The sequence below is a fragment of the Rhizobium sp. BK491 genome (assembly GCF_014194925.1).
Taxonomy (GTDB): Bacteria; Pseudomonadota; Alphaproteobacteria; order Rhizobiales; family Rhizobiaceae; genus Rhizobium.
This window is the reverse complement of the sequence record NZ_JACIAR010000001.1, coordinates 519991-542810: the sequence shown is the minus strand read 5'-3', so window position 1 is coordinate 542810 and position 22820 is coordinate 519991. Positions and strand designations below refer to the sequence as shown.

The 22820-nt window shown below is 59.7% G+C and carries 23 protein-coding genes; 8 read left to right on the top strand and 15 right to left on the bottom strand.

Translation table 11 applies throughout. The features are described from left to right. Nucleotides 1–30: 30 nt before the first annotated feature. Entirely contained in the window at nucleotides 31–1029 is a 999-nt protein-coding gene (locus FHX05_RS02720; RefSeq protein ID WP_281411842.1) for an NAD(P)-dependent oxidoreductase, read from the bottom strand. 141 nt (nucleotides 1030–1170) lie between these two features. Between FHX05_RS02720 and FHX05_RS02715 the strand changes: the two genes are divergently transcribed. From FHX05_RS02715 to FHX05_RS02700, 4 genes are all read left to right on the top strand, one after another. Further along, nucleotides 1171–2139 (top strand): aliphatic sulfonate ABC transporter substrate-binding protein, encoded by a 969-nt coding sequence (locus tag FHX05_RS02715; protein ID WP_183870597.1) that lies wholly within the window; start codon nucleotides 1171–1173, stop codon nucleotides 2137–2139. Between the two features lie 193 nt (nucleotides 2140–2332). Next, nucleotides 2333–3508: an FMNH2-dependent alkanesulfonate monooxygenase gene (ssuD, locus tag FHX05_RS02710; RefSeq protein ID WP_183709875.1), complete on the top strand. Its 1176-nt coding sequence runs from the start codon at nucleotides 2333–2335 to the stop codon at nucleotides 3506–3508. A 23-nt stretch (nucleotides 3509–3531) separates the two neighbouring features. Beyond that, nucleotides 3532–4368: an aliphatic sulfonate ABC transporter permease SsuC gene (gene ssuC / locus FHX05_RS02705; RefSeq protein ID WP_183870596.1), complete on the top strand. Its 837-nt coding sequence runs from the start codon at nucleotides 3532–3534 to the stop codon at nucleotides 4366–4368. Nucleotides 4369–4378: 10 nt separating this feature from the next. Continuing rightward, nucleotides 4379–5179, top strand: coding sequence for an ATP-binding cassette domain-containing protein (locus FHX05_RS02700; RefSeq protein WP_183870595.1), 801 nt, complete (start codon nucleotides 4379–4381; stop codon nucleotides 5177–5179). Here the strand turns inward: FHX05_RS02700 and FHX05_RS02695 are convergent. From FHX05_RS02695 to FHX05_RS02660, 8 genes are all read right to left on the bottom strand, one after another. Beyond that, entirely contained in the window at nucleotides 5176–5652 is a 477-nt protein-coding gene (locus FHX05_RS02695; protein ID WP_183870594.1) for an SRPBCC family protein, read from the bottom strand. The two genes, FHX05_RS02700 and FHX05_RS02695, sit on opposite strands and share 4 nt — an antisense overlap. Beyond that, a complete protein-coding gene (locus FHX05_RS02690; protein ID WP_183870593.1) occupies nucleotides 5649–5993 on the bottom strand; it encodes a metalloregulator ArsR/SmtB family transcription factor in 345 nt (114 codons plus the stop codon). The genes FHX05_RS02695 and FHX05_RS02690 overlap by 4 nt, the downstream gene beginning before the upstream one ends. After that, nucleotides 5986–6678, bottom strand: a complete 693-nt coding sequence (locus FHX05_RS02685; RefSeq protein WP_183870592.1) for a glutathione S-transferase family protein — start codon at nucleotides 6676–6678, stop codon at nucleotides 5986–5988. The genes FHX05_RS02690 and FHX05_RS02685 overlap by 8 nt, the downstream gene beginning before the upstream one ends. A gap of 129 nt (nucleotides 6679–6807) precedes the next feature. Then, the gene (locus FHX05_RS02680) at nucleotides 6808–7632 is read right to left on the bottom strand and encodes a methyltransferase domain-containing protein (protein WP_183870591.1); all 825 of its coding nucleotides are present in this window, start codon (nucleotides 7630–7632) and stop codon (nucleotides 6808–6810) included. A gap of 111 nt (nucleotides 7633–7743) precedes the next feature. Beyond that, entirely contained in the window at nucleotides 7744–8010 is a 267-nt protein-coding gene (locus FHX05_RS02675; RefSeq protein WP_015340141.1) for a Usg family protein, read from the bottom strand. Nucleotides 8011–8195: 185 nt separating this feature from the next. Beyond that, nucleotides 8196–9026 (bottom strand): ABC transporter permease, encoded by an 831-nt coding sequence (locus FHX05_RS02670; protein ID WP_112334674.1) that lies wholly within the window; start codon nucleotides 9024–9026, stop codon nucleotides 8196–8198. Then, entirely contained in the window at nucleotides 9023–9826 is an 804-nt protein-coding gene (locus FHX05_RS02665; RefSeq protein ID WP_095435085.1) for an ABC transporter permease, read from the bottom strand. The genes FHX05_RS02670 and FHX05_RS02665 overlap by 4 nt, the downstream gene beginning before the upstream one ends. Before the next feature lie 118 nt (nucleotides 9827–9944). Further along, nucleotides 9945–10727: a lysine/arginine/ornithine ABC transporter substrate-binding protein gene (locus tag FHX05_RS02660; protein ID WP_015340138.1), complete on the bottom strand. Its 783-nt coding sequence runs from the start codon at nucleotides 10725–10727 to the stop codon at nucleotides 9945–9947. A gap of 368 nt (nucleotides 10728–11095) precedes the next feature. Between FHX05_RS02660 and FHX05_RS02655 the strand changes: the two genes are divergently transcribed. Next, nucleotides 11096–13612 carry an OmpA family protein gene (locus tag FHX05_RS02655; RefSeq protein ID WP_183870590.1) on the top strand — a complete coding sequence of 839 codons (2517 nt, stop codon included), beginning with the start codon at nucleotides 11096–11098 and terminating at the stop codon, nucleotides 13610–13612. 53 nt (nucleotides 13613–13665) lie between these two features. Here the strand turns inward: FHX05_RS02655 and mobB are convergent, their stop codons facing one another. The 3 genes from mobB to FHX05_RS02640 are packed head-to-tail and all read right to left on the bottom strand — an operon-like array spanning nucleotide 13666 to nucleotide 15765. Further along, nucleotides 13666–14196: a molybdopterin-guanine dinucleotide biosynthesis protein B gene (gene mobB, locus FHX05_RS02650; RefSeq protein WP_183870589.1), complete on the bottom strand. Its 531-nt coding sequence runs from the start codon at nucleotides 14194–14196 to the stop codon at nucleotides 13666–13668. Continuing rightward, nucleotides 14193–14843 carry a molybdenum cofactor guanylyltransferase MobA gene (gene mobA / locus FHX05_RS02645; protein WP_183870588.1) on the bottom strand — a complete coding sequence of 217 codons (651 nt, stop codon included), beginning with the start codon at nucleotides 14841–14843 and terminating at the stop codon, nucleotides 14193–14195. Before mobA ends, mobB begins: the two co-directional genes overlap by 4 nt. 10 nt (nucleotides 14844–14853) lie before the next feature. Continuing rightward, nucleotides 14854–15765, bottom strand: a complete 912-nt coding sequence (locus FHX05_RS02640) for a DMT family transporter (RefSeq protein WP_183870587.1) — start codon at nucleotides 15763–15765, stop codon at nucleotides 14854–14856. 356 nt (nucleotides 15766–16121) lie between these two features. On the opposite strand from FHX05_RS02640, the gene FHX05_RS02635 reads away from it, so the two are divergent. Next, nucleotides 16122–18671: a methyl-accepting chemotaxis protein gene (locus tag FHX05_RS02635; protein ID WP_183870586.1), complete on the top strand. Its 2550-nt coding sequence runs from the start codon at nucleotides 16122–16124 to the stop codon at nucleotides 18669–18671. Between the two features lie 104 nt (nucleotides 18672–18775). Here FHX05_RS02635 and FHX05_RS02630 read toward each other — a convergent pair whose 3' ends face one another. Further along, nucleotides 18776–19528 (bottom strand): MBL fold metallo-hydrolase, encoded by a 753-nt coding sequence (locus FHX05_RS02630; RefSeq protein WP_183870585.1) that lies wholly within the window; start codon nucleotides 19526–19528, stop codon nucleotides 18776–18778. 21 nt (nucleotides 19529–19549) lie between these two features. Next, complete coding sequence (gene moaA / locus FHX05_RS02625; RefSeq protein WP_183870584.1) at nucleotides 19550–20599, bottom strand: GTP 3',8-cyclase MoaA; 1050 nt, start codon at nucleotides 20597–20599, stop codon at nucleotides 19550–19552. 133 nt (nucleotides 20600–20732) lie between these two features. Between moaA and FHX05_RS02620 the strand changes: the two genes are divergently transcribed. Together FHX05_RS02620 and FHX05_RS02615 are read left to right on the top strand one after the other, a co-directional pair. Beyond that, nucleotides 20733–21107 (top strand): DUF971 domain-containing protein, encoded by a 375-nt coding sequence (locus tag FHX05_RS02620; RefSeq protein WP_112334830.1) that lies wholly within the window; start codon nucleotides 20733–20735, stop codon nucleotides 21105–21107. Nucleotides 21108–21138: 31 nt separating this feature from the next. Next, nucleotides 21139–22338 carry a low temperature requirement protein A gene (locus tag FHX05_RS02615; protein ID WP_183870583.1) on the top strand — a complete coding sequence of 400 codons (1200 nt, stop codon included), beginning with the start codon at nucleotides 21139–21141 and terminating at the stop codon, nucleotides 22336–22338. Here FHX05_RS02615 and FHX05_RS02610 read toward each other — a convergent pair. Continuing rightward, nucleotides 22332–22817 carry a MarR family transcriptional regulator gene (locus FHX05_RS02610; RefSeq protein WP_183870582.1) on the bottom strand — a complete coding sequence of 162 codons (486 nt, stop codon included), beginning with the start codon at nucleotides 22815–22817 and terminating at the stop codon, nucleotides 22332–22334. The genes FHX05_RS02615 and FHX05_RS02610 overlap by 7 nt on opposite strands. Nucleotides 22818–22820: the final 3 nt, after the last annotated feature.

The following is a 22820-nucleotide window of genomic DNA, read 5'->3' as shown; positions in this document are numbered from 1 at the left end:
AGCAGAAGCTGTTGATTTCCCGGCAGCCTTTTACTTCTTGTCCAGGCGCGCGAGCAGCGAGGAGGTATCCCAGCGATTGCCTCCCATCGCCTGGACGTCGCCGTAGAACTGGTCGACGAGGGCCGTGAGCGGCAGCTTGGCCTGATTGCGGCGGGCCTCCTCGAGCACGATGCCGAGATCCTTGCGCATCCAGTCGACCGCAAAGCCGAAATCATACTTGCCTGAATTCATGGTCTTGTGGCGGTTTTCCATTTGCCAGGAACCGGCGGCGCCCTTGGAAATGACCTCCACGACCTTTTCGATATCGAGGCCGGCCTGCTTGCCGAAGTGAATGCCTTCGGCCAGGCCCTGGACGATGCCGGCGATGCAGATCTGGTTGATCATCTTGGTCAGCTGTCCCGCGCCGACAGACCCCATCAGCCCGACCATGCGGGCATAGGCGTCGATGACGGGACGAGCCTTCTCGAAGGCGGCTTCGTCACCGCCGCACATGACGGTCAGCACCCCGTTTTCCGCGCCTGCCTGTCCGCCGGAAACAGGTGCGTCGATGAAGTCGACGCCTTTTTCCTTGGCGGCTGCGTAGAGTTCGCGGGCGACTTCGGCACTTGCGGTAGTGTTGTCGATAAGAATCGAACCGGCCTTCATGCTTGAAAGGACGCCGTTCTCGCCCGTCGTCACCGAGCGCAGGTCGTCGTCATTGCCGACGCAGGTGAAGACGAAATCGGCGCCTGCAGCCGCTTCGGCCGGGGTAGGGGCAAACTTGCCGTCATACTGTTTGGCCCATGCTTCAGCTTTGGTAACGGTGCGGTTATAGACGGTGACATCATGCCCGCCCTTGACCTTCAAATGCCCGGCCATGGGGTAACCCATGACGCCCATGCCGATGAATGAGACCTTTGCCATTTCATAACTCCATGACCGAATTTGTTCCGCAGGCTTAGCCGAAAGGGCACGGAGACGAAAGACCGATTTGTCGGGCAACTTGTCACCATGGCATGCGACGTGAAATCTGATTTCAAATTTCTGCATTTATTGGAATGAAATTTCGTCATCATCGTGAATCTTCATAATATTCTTTGTCGATATAATCTATGGATTTGCGATCTTTAAGCCATCGACAACGAGCCGGTGGCCGCGGAAGCGCCGAGGCCTTATGAAAAGGGATCTTCGATGATTTCGCGCAGACAGACACTCGGCCTTCTCGGTGCGGCGGCGGTTGCCTTCGCTTTGCCTTCCGTTCGACAGTCACGTGCGGCTGCGGCGACGACGCTTCGGATCGGCTGGCAGAAGAACAGCGTGTTGGCATTGGCAAAGCGTCAAGGGGCATTGGAAAAGCGGCTTTCCGATCGCGGCATATCCGTCGAATGGTCGGAATTCACATCCGGCCCGCCGCTGCTGGAAGCCCTTGGCGCGGGTGCTCTCGATTTCGGTGCGACGGGCGATGTGCCGCCGCTGTTTGCGCAGGCTGCCAACGGCAATCTGCTGTACGTCGGCATTTACACCGGCAGCCCCGAAAGCTCCGCCATTCTCGTGCGCAAGGATTCGCCGATCCAAACGCTTGCCGATCTCAAGGGAAAGAAGGTTGCCTTCAAGCGCGGCTCCAGCGCCCACAACGTCGCCGTCAAGGCGCTTCGCAAAGGCGGGCTAACGATCAGCGATATCCAGCCGCTCGATCTCACGCCGCCGGATGCAGCCGCTGCGTTCAAGACCGGTGCGATCGATGCCTGGTCGATCTGGGATCCCTATCTCGCCATTGCAGAGGCCGATCCGGATACCCGCATCCTTGCGACTGCGCGGGGCATCGTCGATTCCTTCAGCTATTTCCTGGCCAACGGCGATTTCACCAAGGATAATCCGCAGGTGATTATCGACGTCATCGACGAACTGGCCAAGGTGGGGGCGGCGGCGCAATCGGATTTGGACGGCACCCTTAAGGCCATGTCCGAAATCACCGGCGTGCCGGCCGAGGTGACGCGGGTGGTGCTGACGCGCCCTGGTGCAAATCTTGGTGGCGTCTCGACCATTACAGATGCGGCGATCACCTATCAGCAGGGGCTGGCTGACGAGTTCTATAATCTTGGCATCGTTCCGAAGAAGCTCAACGTCACGGACATCGTCTGGCGACCAAAGGCGAGCTGAGGCTGACAAGACCCACGGATATCGTCTGCGCCCCTAACACTACGGGCGCGGACTTTATGGGCAAAATATTTCGTCAAACGCCGACAATTAGAAAATCCATATTGTCGATGTAATCGATAGTCTATGCCATTATCCGGATCGAACATCGGGAGGTGGCTCCCGACCACGCGCATCCAGAAAGCAGGAAAGCTTCATGACCGCGACCGCAAAACCCATCGATTTTCTCTGGTTCATCCCGACCTCCGGTGACGGCACCTATCTGGGTACGGCCGATCTCAACCGCGGCCCGGAGATCGGCTATCTCCAGCAGATCGCGCAGGCAGTCGATCGGCTGGGTTATACGGGCGTGCTTTTGCCGACCGGCGTTTCCTGTGAAGAGTCCTTCGTGACGGCTGCAGCGCTTTCGGCGCATACGCAGAAGCTGAAGTTTCTGGTCGCTATCCGCCCGGGTACGGCCTCGCCCGCCTACTACGCCCGCCTCGCCTCGACGCTTGATCGCGTTTCGAACGGCCGCGTGTTGCTGAACATCGTCGTTGGCGGCAGCCCGGCGGAACTCGCCGGTGACGGCATTCATCTGGAACACGATGAACGCTACGCCCATGCCGATGAATTCTTCCATGTCTGGGAGGAGCTGTTGGAGACGGGGTCGTCCACCTTCGAAGGCAAATATATCAAGGCGACGAATGCACGGCTCGGATTGCCGCCGGTGCAGGCACCGCGCCCGCCGCTCTACTTCGGCGGATCATCCGATGCCGGCATCGAGTTCTCTGTTGGCCGTGTTGACAAGTATCTGACCTGGGGCGAGCCGCCGGCGCAGGTCGGCGAGAAAATTGCAAAGGTGCGGGCAGCCGCTGCCAAACGTGGACGCGAGGTCAGCTTCGGCATTCGCCTTCACTTCATCGTTCGCGAGACGGACGAAGAGGCATGGGCTGCGGCCGACAAGCTGATTTCCAAGCTTGACGACGAGACGATCCGTGAAGCGCAGGAGCAATTCGTCAACCAGTCCGACTCCGTCGGCCAGAAGCGCATGGCGGCGCTGCATGGCGGTCGCCGCGACAAGCTCGAAGTGTCGCCGAATCTCTGGGCTGGCGTCGGCCTAGTCCGTGCTGGCGCTGGTACGGCACTTGTGGGATCGCCGAAGACGGTCGCTGCAAGGCTGCGGGAATATCAGGAGCTCGGCATCGAAACCGTGATCGGCTCGGGCTATCCGCATCTGGAGGAAGCTTATCGTGTCGCAGAGCTTCTGTTCCCTGAACTGGGATTGAAGCGTGACGAGCAGCGTGCCGGGTTCCGTAACGAATTCGGCGCCAAGCAGATTTTTGCGGGCGGCAGTCATGGCGGCAATCTCAAGGTCGTTTCCGGCTCGTAACGCCAGATCAAAGGGAGATCCCCATGTCGGCATTCGACACGTCCTTCGTCCGCGTGGCCTCGGAACGGCGCGCACGCCAGGCCAGGGTCGCGCGGCAAGGTATTTCGTTCCAGAGGTTTCTGCCGTTCCTGCTGCCGGTTGTCGTTATCGCGGCATGGCAGCTGGGCTCGTCGCTTGGATGGATCTCCACCCGTATCATGCCGTCGCCGGCGGCCGTCGTGGTCGCCTTCTGGCAGACCACGATTTCGGGCCAACTCCCAAACAATATCTTGGTCAGCGCCGGCCGCGCCTTTGCCGGCCTGTTGGTTGGCGGCTCGATCGGCTTTCTGCTTGGTATCGCTAACGGCGTGTCGCGGCTGTCGGAACAGCTGACCGATACGACGCTGCAGATGCTGCGAACCATTCCGCATCTCGCCATGGTACCGCTCGTCATTCTCTGGTTCGGGATCGGCGAGGAATCCAAGCTGTTCCTGACCGCGCTCGGCGTGCTTTTCCCGATCTATCTCAACACCTATCACGGCGTGCGCAATGTCGATCGCGGGCTGATCGAGATGGGACAGGTCTACGGCATGAGCAACTGGACGCTATTCCGGAAGGTCATCTTCCCCGGCGCACTTCCGTCCATTCTCGTGGGCTTGCGGTTTGCTCTCGGCATCATGTGGCTGACGCTCATTGTTGCCGAATCGATCGCGGCATCGTCGGGCATTGGCTACATGGCCAACAATGCCCGCGAGTTCGGCATGACTGATGTCGTGGTGCTGACGCTCGTCATCTACGCCATTCTCGGCAAGCTTGCCGATGTCGTCGCACGGGCGATCGAGCGCAGGGCTTTGCGCTGGAATCCGGCCTATCGGAATTGAGGAGCTTCCCATGAGCGTCAATACACTCGATCGCCCACTGGCAGAGGCCAAAAATGTCGCCGCGCAGGCTGCGGGCGCTGCGGCCATCCACATCAAGGGTCTTGAGAAGAGTTTCGGCAACAACCGCGTCCTGCGCGGCATCGATCTCGATATTCCCGCTGGTCAGTTCGTCGCCGTCATCGGCAAGAGCGGCTGCGGCAAGAGCACTCTGCTGCGCATCCTGATGGGGCTGGAGGAGCCGAGCGCAGGCCATCTTCGCTTTGAAGCGGTCGATGGTGGTGACACACAGCCCAATACACGCATCGTCTTTCAGGAGCCGCGGCTGCTGCCCTGGCTTTCCGTCGCCGACAATGTTGCGGTGGGCCTGGGCGAGGGCGTGCCGCAAAACGTATCGAAGAAGGAAACAGCTTCGGTTCTCTCCGAGGTACAGCTTGCCGAGAAGGTAGATGAATGGCCATCCAGCCTTTCCGGTGGACAGAGGCAGCGCGTGGCGCTGGCCCGTGCGCTCGTCAGCAAACCCGGTATCCTCGCGCTTGATGAGCCGCTCGGTGCGTTGGATGCTTTGACCCGCATCAGCATGCAGGAGCTGCTGAACCGCGTTTGGCGGGAGCTCGGCTTTACCGCCGTGCTCGTGACGCACGATGTCAGCGAAGCCGTGCACCTGGCCGATCGGGTTGTTGTGCTGGACGAGGGCCGGATCGTGCTCGATCTCGACATTCCCTATCCGCATCCCCGCCGTCACGGCAATCCAGGCCTGGCGGAGCTCGAAGGGCAGCTGCTGGCGGCAATTCTCGGTGACGCGCAGGGTTAGTTCGGCTTTCCGTCGTCCCCCTCGACGTAGAGCTTGAGGTTATCGAAGCCGATTTCCGTGCCCATGAGGCGCGAACCATTGTCGCTGTAGCCGTCGAGGAACACGACCTGTTCGACGAAGGTCATTTTCGTGCCGCCGGGCTCGGGAGCGAAGCTGACCGTTGCCAACGATACGGAGATTCTGACGTCGTCGAGCATCATGTCGAAGGCATAAATGAAGCGCTCGTTTTGGACGACGTCGATATATCGCGCCTGATAGGCATGAATGACGCCCTCGGTTGAGGCGACGCGACTGCTTTCGCTGCCGCCGGCACGAAAATCGAGCTGGAACTCCAGCTGCTTCCAATCATCATGACAGGCGAACCATTGCCGTTTCTGCTCCGGTATTGCCCATGCCTCGAAGACTTTCGGCAGAGGCGCCTTGAAATGACGCTCTATGGTGATCGTCGTATGGTCTGTCGATCTTATGCTCATTTGTCTGTCGTCTCCGTCGATGTATCAGCAAGAAAGAGATCGAGCCGGTCGAAGGTCTGGTTCCAGGATGCCTTGCGGTCGGCGATCCAGCGCTCGACGGCTGCCAGCGCTTCCTTGCGCAGATGATAGGTGCGCACTCGTCCGGCCTTTTCCGACAGCACCAGTCCGCTCGTTTCCAGCACCTGCAGATGTTTCATCACGGTCGGCAGCGCCATGTCGAGCGGCTGCGCCAGTTCCGTGACGGAAGCCGGTCCACGCCCGAGCCTGTCGATCATGCCGCGGCGGCTTTGATCGGACAGAGCCTGGAACATGCGGTCGAGCGCCAGCGATTCTTCAAGCATTCGGCTTTTCCGGCCGGAACTGCGCCGGCAGTTTGTCACTATAAGGGTACATTTGGAAATAAGGCATTGCTTCCTGCAGGACGCGGGCGAAGGAAGGGCGCTCGACGAGGCGTCTATAATATGCCTTCAGCCGATCATGCTCTTCGCCAAAGGGAACGAGCGTTTCAGCGTAGAACAGGGCTGGCGCAGCGGCGCAATCGGCCATGGTCAGGCTGTTGCCGGTGATCCAGATCTTTCCGTCCAGCTGCTTTTCGATCATGCCATAAGCCGTGCGCAGCAAGGTCTCGGCTTCGGCGACGCTTTGCGGGCGCTTGTCCTTTTCTGCCCGGCGCACGTCCGCGACGATCGCTTGCATCGGCTCCTGCACATAGAGATCGAAAAAGCGATCCCAGAGCCGGACGCACAGGGCATCCGAAAGTTCGGTCGGCAACAGTTGCGTTGCGCCGGGATAATGCCGGTCGAGATATTCGATGATGATGCTGGTCTCGGGAACGGTGCTGTCGAGGGCTTCGTCGCGAAGCACCGGAAATTTTGCGAGCGGCCAGAGGCGCACCAGCGCGGCGCGCGATTCCGCATTGCCGAGATCGATGATGCGGCTTTCGAACGGCGTCCCGTTTTCATAGAGCGCCATCAACACCTTGTGACAAAAGGAGGCGAGGGGATGCTGGTAGAGAATAAGGGACATGCGGCGACCTTTCCAAGATCAAGATTCGAGCTGATACTTATCTGAATGGCTAAGTATCAGCTCACCGGTCGCCGCGCAAGGAAATAGTTATCCAAATGGATAACTATTTCCGATGGGATGTATTTTGCCTCAATCGGCGAGACGACGGGCAATGACCAGATGACCCGGGGTCGGCTGGCCATCTTCCATACGGACGTTGATGTCGGTGATTTCGACGAGTTCGAAGCCGGTCGCAGTCAGCCTTTCGCGCACATAGGCTTCGGAATGGGCAAAGCGCTGGTGAGGGCCGACCATATAGGGACGTCCGGCCATGATCGCCTCAGGCAGGGTCTCCGAAGAGAAGATGAAGAGGCCGCCCGGTGTCATGTTTTCGGCGGCGCCGAAGAAGAGGGGTTCCAGCGCACCGAGATAGGGCAGGACATCAGTCGCGGTGATCAGATCGAAGGCTTCCTCGTCATTGTCGTCGAGAAAATCCTCGACCTCGGCAACGAAGAGCGTTTCGTAAATATCCTTTTCATGGGCGACTTCGACCATGTTTTCGGAAATGTCGATGCCAGTGATATCCTCGGCGATATCGCGCAGCGTGCCGCCGGTGAGGCCAGTACCGCAGCCGAGGTCGAGCATACGCTTGAAGGGACCGAGGCCGAGAGCCTGCAGGCGCTGGCGCACGAGAACCGGGACGTGGTAGCCGAGCTGCTCCACCAGCACATCCTCGAAAACCTCGGCATGCTGGTCGAACAGGGTTTCGACATAGGCGTCCGGCGCCTTGGCCGGCGTCTCGCCGCGTCCCATCGAGGCGATGCGCACGGCTGCTCCACCATGGTCTTCCGGATCGAGAGCCAGCACCTTCTCATAGGCCTGAACCGCAGCGTCGATATCGCCCGCCTTCTCCAGTGCCAGTGCCTGGTTATAGGCTTCCGCAAGCGCGTCTTCGTCGATCTTCTTCTTTGCCATGAGTGACAGCCCTTCCATTCGTCACGCAGGCATTAAGGCGGTTGATCGGCTTTTGCAATGCTTGCCGTGTCGCCCAGCGGGCGCATTGGTGATGCCGAAGACCCGATGCGGCTAGTGCAGGATGAATTCTCCCTTTAGCGCCCGCCATTCGGTTGCTGAAATCAGCTTGCGATGGACATAGCGCACGGAATGCAGCGGGCCATCCAGCGTTTCCTGCCAGAATTTCAGGAAGCCGCGCATTTCCGGGAAGTTCGGGGCGAGATCATAATCCTGCCAGATATAGGTCTGCAGGAATTGCGGATGATCGGGCAGGCGGTAGAAGATCTGCGCCGTCGTCAACCCATAACCCTGCAACTGCTTTTGCATGTCGTTATGCATGAGCTTTCTCTTTCCGTTCCCATTCTTGTTCGTGACTCATGGTCACTCAAATATGGAAACAACAGATGGTAAACTCAAGCTTTACAAAAATGTCATGATGGAAATTTATTCACAGAAATCAATGTATTAGCAGCGACTGCATGGGAGTGCTGCCAAGGCTGCGCCCAGACGCCGCCTTGGCAGGATCAGCGCTTGAGGTGCCGTGTCAGCCCGCCTTCCATCCGCGCCCAGCCGTTTCGCATGAGTTCGACAATCACGAGATAGAAGATCGCAGCCCAGAGATAGATCTGGTAGTCGTAGGTCCGCGAGAAGGCGTAGCGTGTTTCGCCCATCAGGTCGAAGACCGTAATAATGGAGACGGTTGCCGAACTCTTGATCAGCAGGATGATCTCGTTGCCATAGGGGCGCAGCGCCACGATGAGCGCTTGTGGAATGATGATCTTGCGGAAGGCGATCCAGGTATGGATACCAAGGGCGCTGGCCGCTTCCCGCTGGCCCTTCGGTACGCTCTGAATGGCGCCCCGGACGATTTCCGTCTGATAAGCCGCCGTGTTCAGCGTCATGGCGAAAACGCCGCAATAGAAAGGGTCCTTGAAGAACCACCAGAGGCCGATATCCTCGAAGAACCAGCGAAAGCTCGGGAAACCGTAATAGACCATGAAAATCTGCGCCAGCAGCGGCGTGCCGCGGAACAGATAGACATAGCAATAGGTCAGCGTGCTCAGGATCTTGTTGCTCGACATACGGGCAAAGGCCAGCGGTATCGAGAGAATCGCGCCGAGGATAAAGGATGTTGCGACCAGCTTGACCGTGATCCAGAGACCGTGAAGCAGCCGTGGCCCATAGGTTTCGAGCTTGTCGACATCCCACCCGCTTATAATCATCGCCAGCAGCGAAATGCCGAGAATTGCCCAGAGGGTCAGAAAGAAATAACCGGCGATACGCGCCTTGGATAGCTTCGTGACCGTCTTCGGCGGTGCCGGCTGCGCGGCGATCAGAACTTCGGCATGGCTCATCGATGGACCTCCGCGCGTTTAGCCCATCGATCGAGATAGAAGAGGCCGACGGAAGAGATGACGGCCAGTGTCAGATAAAACAGGCAGGCGATGGAATAGAAGGTGAAGGGCGCCTTGGTGGCGCGGACGGCAATCCCCGTCTGCCTGATGATATCGGCAAGGCCGATGATGGACACGTAAGACGTATCCTTCAGCAGGTTCATCCAGAGGTTCCCGAGATTTGGCAGGGAAATACGCACGAGTTGCGGCACGATGATAAGCCGCATGGTTCGCGCCCGATGAAATCCAAGTGCATCGCCTGCCTCATATTGACCTTTGGGAATGGCTTTGAAGGCAGAGAGGAGGACTTCCGAGCAATAGGCGGAAAAGACGATTGCCAGCGCCACCATGCCGGCCGCGAAGGCGTTGATCTCAACGGGGCCGTCATAACCGAATTTGGCGAGCACGGACTGCAAGAGGATCTGCATGCCATAGTAGATGATGAAGAGCGTCAGCAGCTCCGGCAGGCCACGGAAAATCGTCGTGAAGACACCAGCGGCGAGCCTCAGCGATTTCTCTTCCGATTGCTGCGCCAGCGCGACGAAGAACCCGATGACGATGCCGAGCGGCAGCGTCAGGACGGAGACGGTGATGGTGATCTTCAAGCCACCGGCTAGCTCGTCGCCCCATCCCGTGTCGCCACAGGCGAGCATCGTATTTTGGCCGAACAGAGTGAACAGTCCAGCCGGACCACACAATGGGTCAAAAATCGTACTCAACCAGGTCCACAAGGAACCAAGGGCGGAAAACAATCCGCTCATGCCATATTTCCCCTAGCGGCTTTTGCCGCGTTTCTGCTTATATTCATCTCGTTGTCAAACAAAAACGGCGGAAGGGCAAGCTTCCGCCGTCGTCTTTTCCCAGGGAATCGACGGGCGATCAATCGCCGTAGACGTCGAAATCGAAATACTTGTCCTGGATCTTCTTGTAGGTGCCGTCAGCGCGGATCGCAGCGATCGCGGCGTTCAGCTTGTCCTTGAGGGCCGCATCGCCCTTGCGGATGGCGATGCCCGCACCGACGCCGTTGATGACCGGGTCGCTTTTCAGCGTACCGAGCATCTTGCAGCAATTGCCTGCATCGGACTTCACCCATTCGGACAGCACGACGACGTCGTCGATGGCTGCATCGATACGGCCGTTGCTGAGGTCGAGCTTGTATTCGTCAGCCGACGGATAGAGCTTGAGCTCGGCATCCTTCAGGTGGGCGGACGCATAGTTGGCATGCGTCGTGGAGGACTGTGCGCCGATCGTCTTGCCCTTCAGGGCTTCGTCGGTCGCTTCCTTGAGAGTGGAGTCCTTCGGAATGGCGATTGCTGGCGGCGTGTTGTAAATCTTGTTGGTGAAGTCGACGATCTTCTCGCGCTCGGGCGTGATCGACATGGACGAGATGATCGCGTCGAACTTCTTGGCCTGCAGGGCGGGAATGATGCCGTCGAAATCCTGGTTCACGAAGGTGCACTTGACCTTCATGTGATCGCAAAGCGCATTGGTTATATCGATGTCGAAGCCGGTGAACTTGCCGCCGGCGTCAAGCGATTCGAAAGGCGGGTAGGTCGCGTCCGTGCCGAAGACGATCGTGTCGCCATCGGCAAGCGCCGCACCGGCGACGAGCGACATTGCGGCGAAGGACGCGGCGGCAATAAGACGAGTGGAGATGCGCATATTGACCCTCTCTGTTGGTGGCCGGCAGCCCATTATTGTTTTTGGCAGACGGCTCGAGTGGAGCGGGCTGGTGGCCCGCCTCGCGGCGATATTCGTACTTTTTTTTGGGAAAATGCAACTGGAATTACAAAGGCAATCTGCCTTTGCGCAATGCCGCCGTAATGCACGCGCTACACAGGCAAATCTGAATGTAAGCCATCCATTGCGTTCAGGCAGGGTTAATTACGGCAACCTAATAGTGCGGGAACATATAGCGGCTTGCCGCGATTCAGCCTCATGAGAACCGAAAATTGGCCGGGTTCCTGAGGCAATCGCCTTGCCGCTCAGATTCGCAATTCGGCGGACAAAGATCATAAGAGGAGACCCCTATGGGAAAGCGATCCAGACTATTTGCCAGCGCCGCGTTTCCGCTGCTTTCGCTATCGCTCGCCTTCGAGCCGGCAGCAGCCGCGGCCCTTCGTGAACAGCCAATCGTACCGCTGAACAACGGCATCGCCGGCGCAGCCGCGACCGCCGCAGGTACAAGTTTCGAGGTGGCGCAGCAGGAGGCGCCGGCAGCTCAGCCCGATGAAGAGCAGCTCAAGCACAAGAAGCCTGCCGAAGGCGGGGAGGGCCAGAAGCATCAGGGTGGTGGCGAGCAGCAGCACCAGATGAAGCAGGCTGAGCCCGAGGGTGAGCCGCAGCAGAAGGCGCCGAAGCAGCAACAGCCGGAAGCGCAGCCGCCGAAGGCCGAGCATCAGCAGCCCGCCGAGCAGGAGCAGCCGAAGCCGCAGAAGCAGCAGCCTGCCGCAGAGGCGCCGCCTGAGCTTCCGAAGAAGCAACGTCAGCAACCCGCCGAAGAGCCTCAGGCACAACCCGAAGAGAAGCCGCAGCCCAAGTCTGTCGCTCCCCAGGCAGAGCCGGAAGCACCGCAGCCGAAGCCGAAGGTCAAGCAGCCCGAAGCCAAGCAGCCTGTGGAGCAAGAGCAACCGAAGCCGCAAAAGCAGCAGCCGGCCGAAGCGCCGCAGCCGAAGGTAGAACAGCAGCCTGCTACGGAAGCGCAGCCCGAGGTCAAGCCGGAGCCGAAGGCCAAGCCTGGTTCGAAGGGGCAGCAGCCGGCGCCGGCCGAAAAGCAGGCTCCCGCCGCGGGCGAACAGCCGAATCAGGGGGCCCAGCCTGGAAAGCAGGCGCAGCCCGAACAGAACGCTCAACCCAAGCCGCAAGGTCAGACCGAGGCTCCGGCAAAGCAGCCCGCCGCGCAGCAGCCGGCACCGGCCGGTGAACCTGCCCAGGGACATAAGGTGCAGCCGGGAACGCAGCCTCAGACGCAGGCACAGCCCGGGACGCCTGTGACCCCTGGCACTGAGCAGGGGCAGAAGCAGGGTGGGGACAAGACCCACGGCAAACAGCCGCAGAACCAGCAGCAGGGCGAGCAGCCCGCGGCCACTCCGCAGCAGCCGGCCCAGCAGGGCACGCCGCAAGGACAGCCAGCACAGGCTGGCAATCCGGCAACGCCGCAGCCTGGCAAGCAGCAACCGGCCAATGGCGCCGCGACGCCGGCTCAAGCTGGTGCAACGGCTCCCGCCGCCAACGGCAATGGCCAGCAGGCTGGCGAAATCCAGCTGCCTCCCGCCGAGCAGGTCTCGCCGCAGGAACTGGAGCGCCGTAAGAAGATCGCGGAGAATCCCGCCTCCGCCAATGGTCCCGTCATCCTGCCCGTCGAAAACGGAAGCGCGGTTCTGGACAGCCAGAAGGATGCGGTTCGTCGTGGCGAGCATCTAAACAACGGGCAGAATCCCGCTGCCCCAGGCGCCCAGGGTGGTCGCAGACAGGCGGGTCAGGCTCCGCAGAGCGGGCAGGCCCAGACCGCTCCGGCCCAGCAGCCGCCACCGGCTTACACCAAGCCGCCGACCTCCGATGCTGAGGCCCAGCGCGCGGCAGCCGGCGGCCAACCGCAACCTCCGGTCAAGATGGAAGCCGTAACCAGCGAGCAGGGTCGTCGCATCGACCGCCGGCCGGACTTCGCCCCGCCACAGGGAACGACGGTGCAGACCATCATCAATCAGGACAATCGGACCATCGTCAACGTCGACAACACCTATGTCGTTCGTCACGATGATAGCGAGCGCTTCATTCGAGGCGGTGAGCGGCCGGTCTACGAACAACTGCCGCGTGACCGCTACCGCGAGACGATCGATCAGCCCGATGGCGATCGCGTCGTCACGATCCGCAACCGCTACGGCGACATCATCCAGCGCTCGCGCATCGATGCAAGCGGCCGCGAATATGTGCTGTTCTACTCGCCGGAACTGGAAAGTCGTCCTGACAATGACGACTACTACCGCGATCCGGGTGAAGATCTGCCGCCGATGCGCCTGCTCATTCCGTTGAGCCAGTACATCATCGATACGGCATCGAACCGCAATGCCGACTATTACGACTTCCTGCGTGAGCCGCCGGTCGAGCCGGTCGAGCGCATCTATTCGGTCAATGAAGTCCGTTATTCGGCTCGTATCCGCGACAAGATCCGCCGTATCGACCTCGATACTATCACCTTCGCGACCGGCAGCGCCGAGATTCCGATGTCGCAGGCGAGCACCCTTCGCGGTGTCGCCGATGGCATGTTGAAGATCATCAAGCGCGATCCGACAGAAACCTTCCTGATCGAGGGCCATACGGATGCGGTGGGTTCGGCCCAAAGCAATCTGATCCTGTCGGACCAACGCGCGGAATCGGTCGCCAACGTGCTGACGGATGTCTACGGCATTCCTGCCGAAAACCTGGTCACCCAGGGCTACGGCGAGCAGTATCTCAAGGTGAATACGCTCGGCCCGTCGCAGGAAAACCGCCGCGTCACGATCCGCCGCATCACGCCGCTGGTGCGTCCGGTGGCATCGAACCGGTAAGGGATCAGCTTATAGCTTGATAGTAAGGGCCGCCGGGAAACCGGCGGCCCTTCTCATTTCGACGGGCCCTCGAGGCCGACCTTTGCAGCGATGAAATCGGCAATTGCGACCGTATCGTCGAGGTCGAAAACGACAAGAGAACCGGCGTCTTCAACAGGGTGGTCGGCGGCGATGGCGACGATGTGAGGGTCCTGCGGGGCGAGCGGTTCGCGCTTAACCGCTTCCAGTCGGCGCGCCTCGATTTTCGGGATGGGTTCGCGCTTGTAACCCTCGATCAAGACGAGGTCGCAGGGAGCGAGACGCGCCAGTATTTCTTCGAAGCTCGGTTCGGGCGCGCCGCGCAATTCGTGCATGATGGCATAGCGCGTGCCGGAGACGATGGTGACTTCATGCGCGCCGGCCTCGCGATGACGAAAGCTGTCGGCACCCACCTTGTCTATATCGAAATCATGATGCGCATGCTTGATGGTCGAGATGCGATAGCCGCGCTGGGTGAACTCCGTGACCAGCCGCACCGCAAGCCCCGTCTTGCCGGAATTCTTCCAGCCGGCGATGCCGAAGATTTTGGGCCGAGATTTCGTCATGGCATGTCTTCCAAAGCTGCCAGCCATGTCTCCGCTTCGGCGAGATCGGCTGGCGTATTGATGTTGAAGAAGGGATCGAGAGGCCCGATTGCCGTTTCGACCGGGAGGAATTCCACCCGCTGCACCTTATGTCGAGCGAGGAAATCCCTGACGCGCCGTTTGTCGTCGGAGGAGATCCATAGTTCCAGATCGGCGGTGGCGGAGACGGGCCAGAGACCGAAAACAGGATGATCCTGACCGAGTGATGCGGCAATGACAATCTCATCGGGGCCGTGAATGACATGGGCAAGGCGCGCGACAAGATCGGAAGGAAAGAAGGGGGTGTCGATGGGGATGGTGGCGATGTGCGAGGCCTCAGGGTGATGCAACTGCGCGTCCTGCAAAGCAGCGAGCACACCTGCAAGCGGCCCTAATTTACCGGGAATTCTATCCGGAATGAGCCGCATCCCCATGGCGTCAGGCCAATCGGCATCGGCATTCAGTGCGATCGGTTTGAGCTGACGTTGCCCAATCTTCGACGCGATACGAGCGATCAAGCTTTCGCCGGCGAGCAGTGCAAAGGCCTTGTTGGCGCCCATGCGGCTGGAACGGCCGCCGGCAAGCAGAACGACGGGAATATCTTGGGGAGTGGCGATGAAGTCGGACATGATTGCGACCTCAGGCGGGAACGCGGGGTTCTGATTCCTGCGCGACAGGCTCGGCCGCCCGCCGTCTGCTTTCGCGATAGAAAGTATAGATACCGGAGGCGATGACAATGGCTGCGCCGAAGACAGACCATCCGTCCGGCACTTCGCCGAAGGCGATCAATCCGAGCAGAGCCGACCAGATGAGACTGAGATAACGGAACGGCGCGACGAAAGAGATTTCGCCCGAGCGCATGGCCAATATGACGCCCTGGTAGCCGATCAGCACCAGAACGGAGGCCAGCAGGATCTGCAGGAGCGACGTTGTGCTCGCCGGCTGCCAGCCGCCGAAGGGGATGATGCACAATGCTCCGAATATGGATATGGAAATTGCGGTGCAGAGCGTGACCATCAGCGACGGCACGTCCTTGTCTATGCAGCGTGTCGCCAGATCGCGGGCGGCGGTCGCAAACATGCAGGCGATAGCAAGGAGGGCGGCCGTCGTGAACCCGTCACGGCCGGGCCTGATGATGATCAGCACGCCGACGAAGCCGACGGCAATGGCCGTCCATCGCCTCCATCCCACTGGCTCCTTCAAGAAGATCATCGCGCCAAGCGTCACGGCAAGCGGAACAGCCTGCTGGATAGCGGAGGCATTGGCGATGGGCATCATTCCAAGAGCAGTGATGTAGGTTGCTGCCGCCAGAGCTTCGCAGGCGATGCGCAGCGCAATCATCGGCTGCAGGATGACGCGCCAATTGCGCAGGGCGCCCATTTGACGGGCAAGCAGATACACAAAAAAACTCGTGAACAAGCCGCGGATGAAGATGATCTCGCCTGCATTCATCGTGGCGATGACGGTCTTGGACAGCGCATCGCTGCAGGAGAAGCCGGCCATGGAGGCCGCCATGAAGAGAGCGCCCTGCGTATTCTTGGTCAGTCGCATGAGAAAGATGAGTCCCCCGATATACCCATCTGGATTAGCGCCGTTTTCAGCAAATTGGAATCGGCTGTGTTTCGGCCGAAGTTGAATTCGTTTGAGCGGCAGTCAAATTCGATTGTGCATTGCGAGATATTTGTCATTCATTGACGTAATTTTTCGCGCTGTGGTCGCGGAATGAGACAGCGGTTGCAGTTTTTTTGCCATTGCAGAGGCTTTTAGGCAGGCGATTAATGCTTATTCAATCTTATTTCCAGAGGCTCACAGCGGTTTTGCATGAGGCAGAAGCACCTACCGCAGCGCAGCAGGAATGACGATCCCGCCTTCGCTGGAGATTTTTAATAATCCAGTTGAGGCGCCGTATGTTTTTCATTGATCGTCTTTTGCAAGGCCGCAGGATTGTCACCAAAGTCCTTATTTTCGTGGTGCCTCTGGTGGTTCTGATCGCCGGCGTCGGCCTGGTGGGCTATCACACGGCCAATATTCTGAACGGTCATATGACCGTGACGCGCGCCACGATCGAGAATATCAGCGATTTCGAGAACCTTCAGGCTGCCCTGCAGGAATTCACGGGTTCACCTTCCGATGACACGCGCCAGACATTGGCCGCCAAGATCGACGCGCAGGAACAGGGTGTCCGTCGCTTAAGTGGGCTGCTCAGTGACGATCAGCGCGCCAAGATCATTCCGGTCACCGAGCTTGCCGCCAAGATGCGCACGCAGGAAGCGACGCTCTGGTCCATCAGGCAGAAGCAGGATAGCGATGTCGAAGCTATCCGGAAGGCGGTGCAGAATATCGAGGCGACCGCCAAAGCCGCCGGCAAGCAGATAGACATCATCCGCAAGGATTTCAGCGACAAGGAAACTTTCGCCAAGGAACTGCTCTACGATGCTGCGGCCTATAAGGGCCTCTCGGAGAAGATGAGCAATCTGCGCATCCAAGTGCAAATGGCGGCCGATTCCACCGAGGAGATTTCGGACGCGCGTACCTATGCGGACGCTATCCTGAAGCAGGTGACGATTTCGAAGGCACTGGTTTCCAAGCGCGGCGCCAGCCTCGTCGCCAATGCCTCCGATGCGGCCGACAAGCTCGATGCGGTATTGAAGAGCTCCGGCACGCCGGACCAGAAGGTCGAGGCGATGGGGCCGATCTTGCAGAGCTTTGTGAAGATCGAAGGCGAGATGACCCTGCAGTCGGCCAAGAACAGCGATACCGCTGCCGATCGCTTCGTCAGCCTGGACAAGATCATCGACGGCCAGAAGGAGCTTCTGGATCACGTCGATCAGGCGCTTAGTCTCGTCGACCGCCTGATATTGCATGCCTCGCGCATGGAAAACGTTCGCGATGCAGCCTCACGCGAACCGGTTCTTGCGGATCTCAAGGATCTGCAGAGCATTGCTGCAAGGATTTCGGAGCTCGGCCCGACTAACGCCACCATGCGTGATTTTGCGGCTCACATGAAGCCGCTGATCGAGGGCTTGACCAATGGATCGGCCGATCTGCTGCAGACGGCAGCCGACTGGAAGACGACGCGTGTTCAGTCCAACACCTTGCTCGCCGATGCGATGACCTCGCTGCGTGGCTTCGTTGCCCAGGCACAGGAACTTGGCAAGGAAGATAGCGAGCGTTCGGCCAACGTCTCGGTCATCGCCATGATCGTCGGCACGCTGCTTGCCATCATCGGCGGCCTTATGCTCGTGGAAACCCTGCGCGGTCCGCTGAAGCGCGTTGCCGACGTGATGACGCGCCTTGCAAGCGGCGACCTGGAAGTCGCGATCGACGGCCGCAATCGCGGCGATGAGATCGGCGACATGGTACGCTCCGTCAGCGTCTTCCGCGATGCCGCGCTTGAAAATGTCCGGCTGGAGCGGGAAGCCGAAAGCGCCCGTGCGCTCTCTGCGGAAGAGGCTGCCCGTCGCGCTGCCGAGCGCGCCCGCATCGAAGCCGAGCAGAAGCAGGCACTCAATGCGCTGGCCGACGTTCTCGCCAAGCTTGCCGACGGCAATCTTGAAGAAGGCATGCGCGAGGATCTTTCGGCTGACTTCGTGGAAATGGCCTTCACTTACAATCACGCGGTCGAGGCGCTGCGTGAGACCCTGACGGACGTTCGCTACACGGCCGAGGAGATCAAGGGCGGCACTGGCAATCTTGCCATGTCGGCCGACGACCTCGCTCGGCGCACCGAGCAGCAGGCTGCCGCCCTCGAGGAAAGTTCGCGGGCGCTGCATCGCCTCAGCGACGTTGTGCGCTCGACCGCCGATCGTGCACGGCAAACGGCGACCTCCGTCAACGAGACGCAGGCCTATGCGACCCAATCGGGCGAAGTCGTCGCCAAGGCTGTGGGCGCCATGAGCGAGATCAACCGTTCGTCGGAGAAGATCGCCACTATCATCGGGGTCATCGACGAGATCGCCTTCCAGACTAACCTCCTTGCTCTGAATGCCGGTGTCGAGGCAGCCCGTGCCGGTGAGGCCGGTCGCGGCTTTGCTGTTGTCGCTCAGGAGGTGCGTGAACTTGCGCAACGGTGTGCCAATGCGGCGAAGGAGATCAAGGGCTTGATTTCCGCAAGCTCCACCCAGGTGCGGAACGGCGTTCATCTGGTCGAGCAGACCGGCGCGGCCCTGACCGAGATCATCAACCACGTCACCGGCGTTCAGAGGCTCGTTGCCGATATTTCCTCTGCTACGACAGAGCAGTCGACCGGTATCGAGGAAGTCACCCGCGCGGTTTCGGAAGTCGAGCTGATCACGCAGCGGAACGCGGCGATGGTCGAGGAGAACAATGCGGAGATCCACGGCCTGCGCCAGCGCGTGGATATGCTTTCGGAAAAGATCGATCGCTTCCGCACTGGCGATGGCGAGGCGGAGCATGCGAGCTATGGCAGTGCGGATGCACGTTACCGCGCTGCGTAAGGCTGCATCGATAGAAAGACCATCATGAATCGAAAAGCGCCGGACCAATGTCCGGCGCTTTTCGATTGAAGCTTGCTATCGCGATTAAATGAATTGCGAATGAATTACCGACCGAGATGGAGCGTCTCGCCATCGGCGGGAATGAGCAGCCGCGAGGGATCGAGACCGCCTGCCTCTGCGGTTTGGCGAAGATCCTGGCGCGTGACGGTCGCGTGATCGAGTGCTTCCATATGAGCTGCAACAATAGTCGCTTGCGGGGCGAGGCGGCTGACTTCGAGCGTCTGTTTGTCGTCCATGACGATCAGGTCGCCATCCCAACGGGCGCCGCAGGAATGGGTGACGATGATATCGGGGGAGAATTCGCGGATGGTTTCGGCGACCGGAGGGTAGAGCACGGTATCTCCAGCCCAATAGACGGTGGGTTCGCCATCGGCCTCCAGCGTGAAGCCGATGACCGGCCCCATTTTTTCCACGACCGGCCCGACGCCGTGGCTGCCCTGCCGCGGCGTGATTGTCAGCCCTTGCCAAACGACCGATTGCGCAAGCGGGGTGACGTTTGTGAAGCCAGCGTCGCGGATGCGTCCTTCGTCACCGGGTTGGCAAAGAAACGGCAGTGTTTTCGGCACGCGCTCCTTCGCCACAGCATCGAAATGATCGGTATGGAGATGCGATACGATCACCAGTTCGACGCCCTGGAGAATGTCGTCGATGGAACGCGGCAGTTCCGTCATCGGATTAAGAGAGCGGCCGGTGAAGGACGGGAGACTGTGGCGCGGTGCAAAGTAAGGGTCGATCAGCAGAATATGGCCGCCATAGGTGACCTTCAGCGTCGCATTGCGAATAAGCTCAAGCTGCATATTTGATGTTCTCGGTGGGATTTAGCCGCCGGTGACGCTCATGTGGCGACCGACTGCCGGACGGTTGTGCGTCCGGTCGATGATGAAATCATGACCCTTCGGCTTGCGGGTGATGGCTTCGTCTATCGCTGCATGGAGCAGGGCGTCATCCTCGCTTGCACGCAACGCCGTGCGCAGGTCGGCCGCGTCGTTTTGCCCGAGGCACATATACAGCGTGCCCGTGCAGGTGAGCCTTACGCGATTGCAGCTCTCGCAGAAATTATGGGTCATGGGCGTGATGAAGCCGAGGCGACCGCCGGTTTCGGCGACTTGGACGTAACGGGCAGGTCCGCCCGTCTGGTAGGGAATATCCGTCAGCGTGAACTGACCCTCGAGATCGGTGCGCAACTGGGAGAGCGGGAGATATTGGTCGGTACGGTCTTCGTCGATCTCGCCCATGGGCATGGTCTCGATGACGGTCAGGTCCATACCGCGACCATGCGCGAACCGTAGCAAGTCGGGAATTTCGGTATCGTTGAAGCCTTTGAGCGCGACGGCATTGAGCTTGATCTTGAGACCGGCTTTCTGCGCCGCATCGATGCCTTCCATCACCTTGGAGAAATCTCCCCAGCGGGTGATCGTGCGGAATTTATCGGGATCCAGTGTATCGAGCGACACGTTGATGCGCCGGACGCCGCTATCATAAAGCTCTTCGGCATGGCGGGCGAGCTGCGAGCCGTTTGTCGTCAGTGTCAATTCGTCAAGCGCGCCATTTTTCACGCTCTCACCGAGCTTGCGGACCAGAAACATGATGTTCTTGCGCACCAGAGGTTCGCCGCCGGTGAGCCTGATTTTGCGCACGCCCTTGGCGATGAAGGCGGAACAGAGCCGGTCGAGTTCTTCGAGCGTCAAAAGATCCTTCTTGGGCAGGAAGGTCATGTGCTCGGCCATGCAATAGGTGCAGCGGAAATCGCAGCGGTCGGTGACGGAAACGCGCAAATAGGTGACTGCGCGCCCGAAAGGGTCAATCATCGGGCTTTTATCCGCTGCCAGCGGCGAGGCGCCGCCTATCGTACCGACAATGCTATTCACTCAAATCTCCATCACACTGCTAATGTGTGCATAGGCGATTGTTGCGTCAAGGAAAATGCCTTTCAATTATGCTTGCGTGTGAACGTGTAGCGGCATAATTCTCGAAAACACATTGAAAGGCATGGGAAAATCGATGAGCGACGTTTGGCCGACCGAATTACGGGTCTCGAAGGATCGCCGTCACCTCATGGTGACGTTCGATAACGGCGCGAGCTTCGACTTGCCGGCAGAGATGCTGCGGGTGCTGTCTCCCTCCGCAGAGGTCCAGGGACACGGACCGGGACAGAAGGTTACCGTACCGGGCAAGCGCAATGTCGGCATCATGTCGATGACGCCGACCGGCAACTATGCCGTTCGCATCGGGTTCGACGACATGCACGACACGGGCATTTTCACATGGTCCTATCTGCGCGAGCTTGGAGAAAAGGGCCAGGAGCTTTTTGCGGCCTATGAGGCTGAGTTGAAGGAAAAGGGTCTCAGCCGCGACCCGGTTGGAAAGCCGCATTAGCAAACTCCAGTAACGGACAGGGGACGCAAGCATGATCCTTGGGGGTAGGGAAAACTGGCTTCGCGCCAAGGGTAGCAAGAACGAGAGCAAGGTTTCCTTCGTCGAGCTGTTTTTCGATCTGGTCTTCGTTTTCTCGATCTCGCAGCTCGCGCATGCATTGGCCGAGCATTTCACCCCACGGGGGGCGCTCGAGGCTATCATGCTGATCTTCGCGGTATGGTGGGTCTGGGTTTTCACCGCCTGGGTAACGAACTGGCTCGATCCCGACCGCATGCCGGTGCGCATCATGCTGTTCACGCTGATGTTTGCGGGACTTATCCTTTCCGCTGCCATCCCTGAGGCCTTCGGCGAGAAGGCGATTTTCTTTGCCGGCGCCTACGTCTTCATGCAGGTAGGCCGCTCGCTGTTCACAGTCTACGCCCTCAAGAATGCCAGCGCGGCCAACCATCGCAACTTCCTGCGCATCACCAGCTGGCTCGTCCTGTCTGGCATCTTCTGGATATCAGGCGCCCTGGTTGAGGGCGAGGCTCGTATTGTGCTTTGGCTGATCGCGCTCATCATCGAATATGCAGCTCCAGCGCTTGGCTTCCGGGTACCCGGGCTCGGCAAATCGACGACGGCGGATTGGAATGTATCAGGCGCGCATCTGGCCGAACGTTGTGCGCTATTCATCATCATCTGTCTCGGCGAAGCGGTGCTGCAGGCCGGCAAGACCTTTGCCGAGCAGCCGATGACGCCCTTGATCGTCGCGGTGTTCGTCACCGCCTTCGTCGGCACGGTTGCTCTGTGGTGGATTTACTTTCAGTTTGGTCATGAAAGGGCGGCCCATCGCATCGAGCATGACGACACGCCCGGCAGCCTCGCTAGGCAGGCATTCACCTACGCGCATATTCCGATCTTGGCCGGTATTATCCTGAGCGTCGTCGGAGATGAATTTCTCTTTGCTCATCCGCATGATGCTGCGGATATGCATGCCGCGGCCGCCATTTTGGGCGGACCGGCGGTCTTCCTGCTTGGAAATCTCTGGTTCAAAGGGGTAACCACCGGCCGGCCGCCGCTATCGCATATGGCGGGGCTCGTCGGGCTGGCGTTGCTGCTCCTCACCCTGCCGATGGTCGTGGTCTATCAGCTCGGCATTCTGGCGACGGCCGTGCTCGTCGTCGTTGCGATCTGGGAATTCGCCTCGTTGAACCGGGTCGTTCCTTCGGCACGCTCAGCCGGCGATCACTGATCGCCGACGGGCTCCAGTGGTTCACGCTCTTCCTGCATCAGGAGGCTGACGACGCGCTCCATATGCACGGTGATCGCTTCGCACTCTTCGATTGGCGCATCGGAGAGCATCCGGTCGATGAGCGTGGTCTGGATGGTCATGGCCTCTTCCGTCACGCGCCGCCCTTCCTCGGTCAGGTAGAGGCGGAGCACCCGTTTGTCGAGACGATCGCCACGGCGTTCGATCAGTCCCCGCTTTTCCATCTGCGGCAACAGCATGCTCATATTGGAGCGGCCGACCAATAGCTTGCGGGCGAGTTCCTGCTGGGAGATGCCTTCAAAGCGAAACAGGTTGACGAGAATGTCGAGGTGCGGTGGCTTGATGTCGAGATGCGTCAATGCCCGTCCAAGTGATTGTTGCATCAGCTGGCAGGCGCGTGCCACGGCGATCCAGCTTCGAAAACGCGGATGGTCCCAGGGAAGGGATTGATTTTTGTTCATCGT

Excerpts from the sequence above, each read along its gene's own strand:
- FHX05_RS02720 (WP_281411842.1), bottom strand. The coding sequence starts at position 1,029 with ATGCAGAAATTTGAAATCAGATTTCACGTCGCATGCCATGGTGACAAG.
- FHX05_RS02715 (WP_183870597.1), top strand. The coding sequence starts at position 1,171 with ATGATTTCGCGCAGACAGACACTCGGCCTTCTCGGTGCGGCGGCGGTT.
- FHX05_RS02695 (WP_183870594.1), bottom strand. The coding sequence starts at position 5,652 with ATGAGCATAAGATCGACAGACCATACGACGATCACCATAGAGCGTCAT.
- FHX05_RS02620 (WP_112334830.1), top strand. The coding sequence starts at position 20,733 with ATGAGCGACGTTTGGCCGACCGAATTACGGGTCTCGAAGGATCGCCGT.
- FHX05_RS02635 (WP_183870586.1), top strand. The coding sequence starts at position 16,122 with ATGTTTTTCATTGATCGTCTTTTGCAAGGCCGCAGGATTGTCACCAAA.
- FHX05_RS02655 (WP_183870590.1), top strand. The coding sequence starts at position 11,096 with ATGGGAAAGCGATCCAGACTATTTGCCAGCGCCGCGTTTCCGCTGCTT.
- FHX05_RS02680 (WP_183870591.1), bottom strand. The coding sequence starts at position 7,632 with ATGGCAAAGAAGAAGATCGACGAAGACGCGCTTGCGGAAGCCTATAAC.
- mobB (WP_183870589.1), bottom strand. The coding sequence starts at position 14,196 with ATGACGAAATCTCGGCCCAAAATCTTCGGCATCGCCGGCTGGAAGAAT.
- ssuD (WP_183709875.1), top strand. The coding sequence starts at position 2,333 with ATGACCGCGACCGCAAAACCCATCGATTTTCTCTGGTTCATCCCGACC.
- FHX05_RS02665 (WP_095435085.1), bottom strand. The coding sequence starts at position 9,826 with ATGAGCGGATTGTTTTCCGCCCTTGGTTCCTTGTGGACCTGGTTGAGT.
- ssuC (WP_183870596.1), top strand. The coding sequence starts at position 3,532 with ATGTCGGCATTCGACACGTCCTTCGTCCGCGTGGCCTCGGAACGGCGC.
- FHX05_RS02640 (WP_183870587.1), bottom strand. The coding sequence starts at position 15,765 with ATGCGACTGACCAAGAATACGCAGGGCGCTCTCTTCATGGCGGCCTCC.
- FHX05_RS02675 (WP_015340141.1), bottom strand. The coding sequence starts at position 8,010 with ATGCATAACGACATGCAAAAGCAGTTGCAGGGTTATGGGTTGACGACG.
- FHX05_RS02685 (WP_183870592.1), bottom strand. The coding sequence starts at position 6,678 with ATGTCCCTTATTCTCTACCAGCATCCCCTCGCCTCCTTTTGTCACAAG.
- FHX05_RS02700 (WP_183870595.1), top strand. The coding sequence starts at position 4,379 with ATGAGCGTCAATACACTCGATCGCCCACTGGCAGAGGCCAAAAATGTC.
- mobA (WP_183870588.1), bottom strand. The coding sequence starts at position 14,843 with ATGTCCGACTTCATCGCCACTCCCCAAGATATTCCCGTCGTTCTGCTT.
- FHX05_RS02615 (WP_183870583.1), top strand. The coding sequence starts at position 21,139 with ATGATCCTTGGGGGTAGGGAAAACTGGCTTCGCGCCAAGGGTAGCAAG.
- FHX05_RS02690 (WP_183870593.1), bottom strand. The coding sequence starts at position 5,993 with ATGCTTGAAGAATCGCTGGCGCTCGACCGCATGTTCCAGGCTCTGTCC.
- FHX05_RS02660 (WP_015340138.1), bottom strand. The coding sequence starts at position 10,727 with ATGCGCATCTCCACTCGTCTTATTGCCGCCGCGTCCTTCGCCGCAATG.
- FHX05_RS02630 (WP_183870585.1), bottom strand. The coding sequence starts at position 19,528 with ATGCAGCTTGAGCTTATTCGCAATGCGACGCTGAAGGTCACCTATGGC.
- FHX05_RS02670 (WP_112334674.1), bottom strand. The coding sequence starts at position 9,026 with ATGAGCCATGCCGAAGTTCTGATCGCCGCGCAGCCGGCACCGCCGAAG.
- FHX05_RS02610 (WP_183870582.1), bottom strand. The coding sequence starts at position 22,817 with ATGAACAAAAATCAATCCCTTCCCTGGGACCATCCGCGTTTTCGAAGC.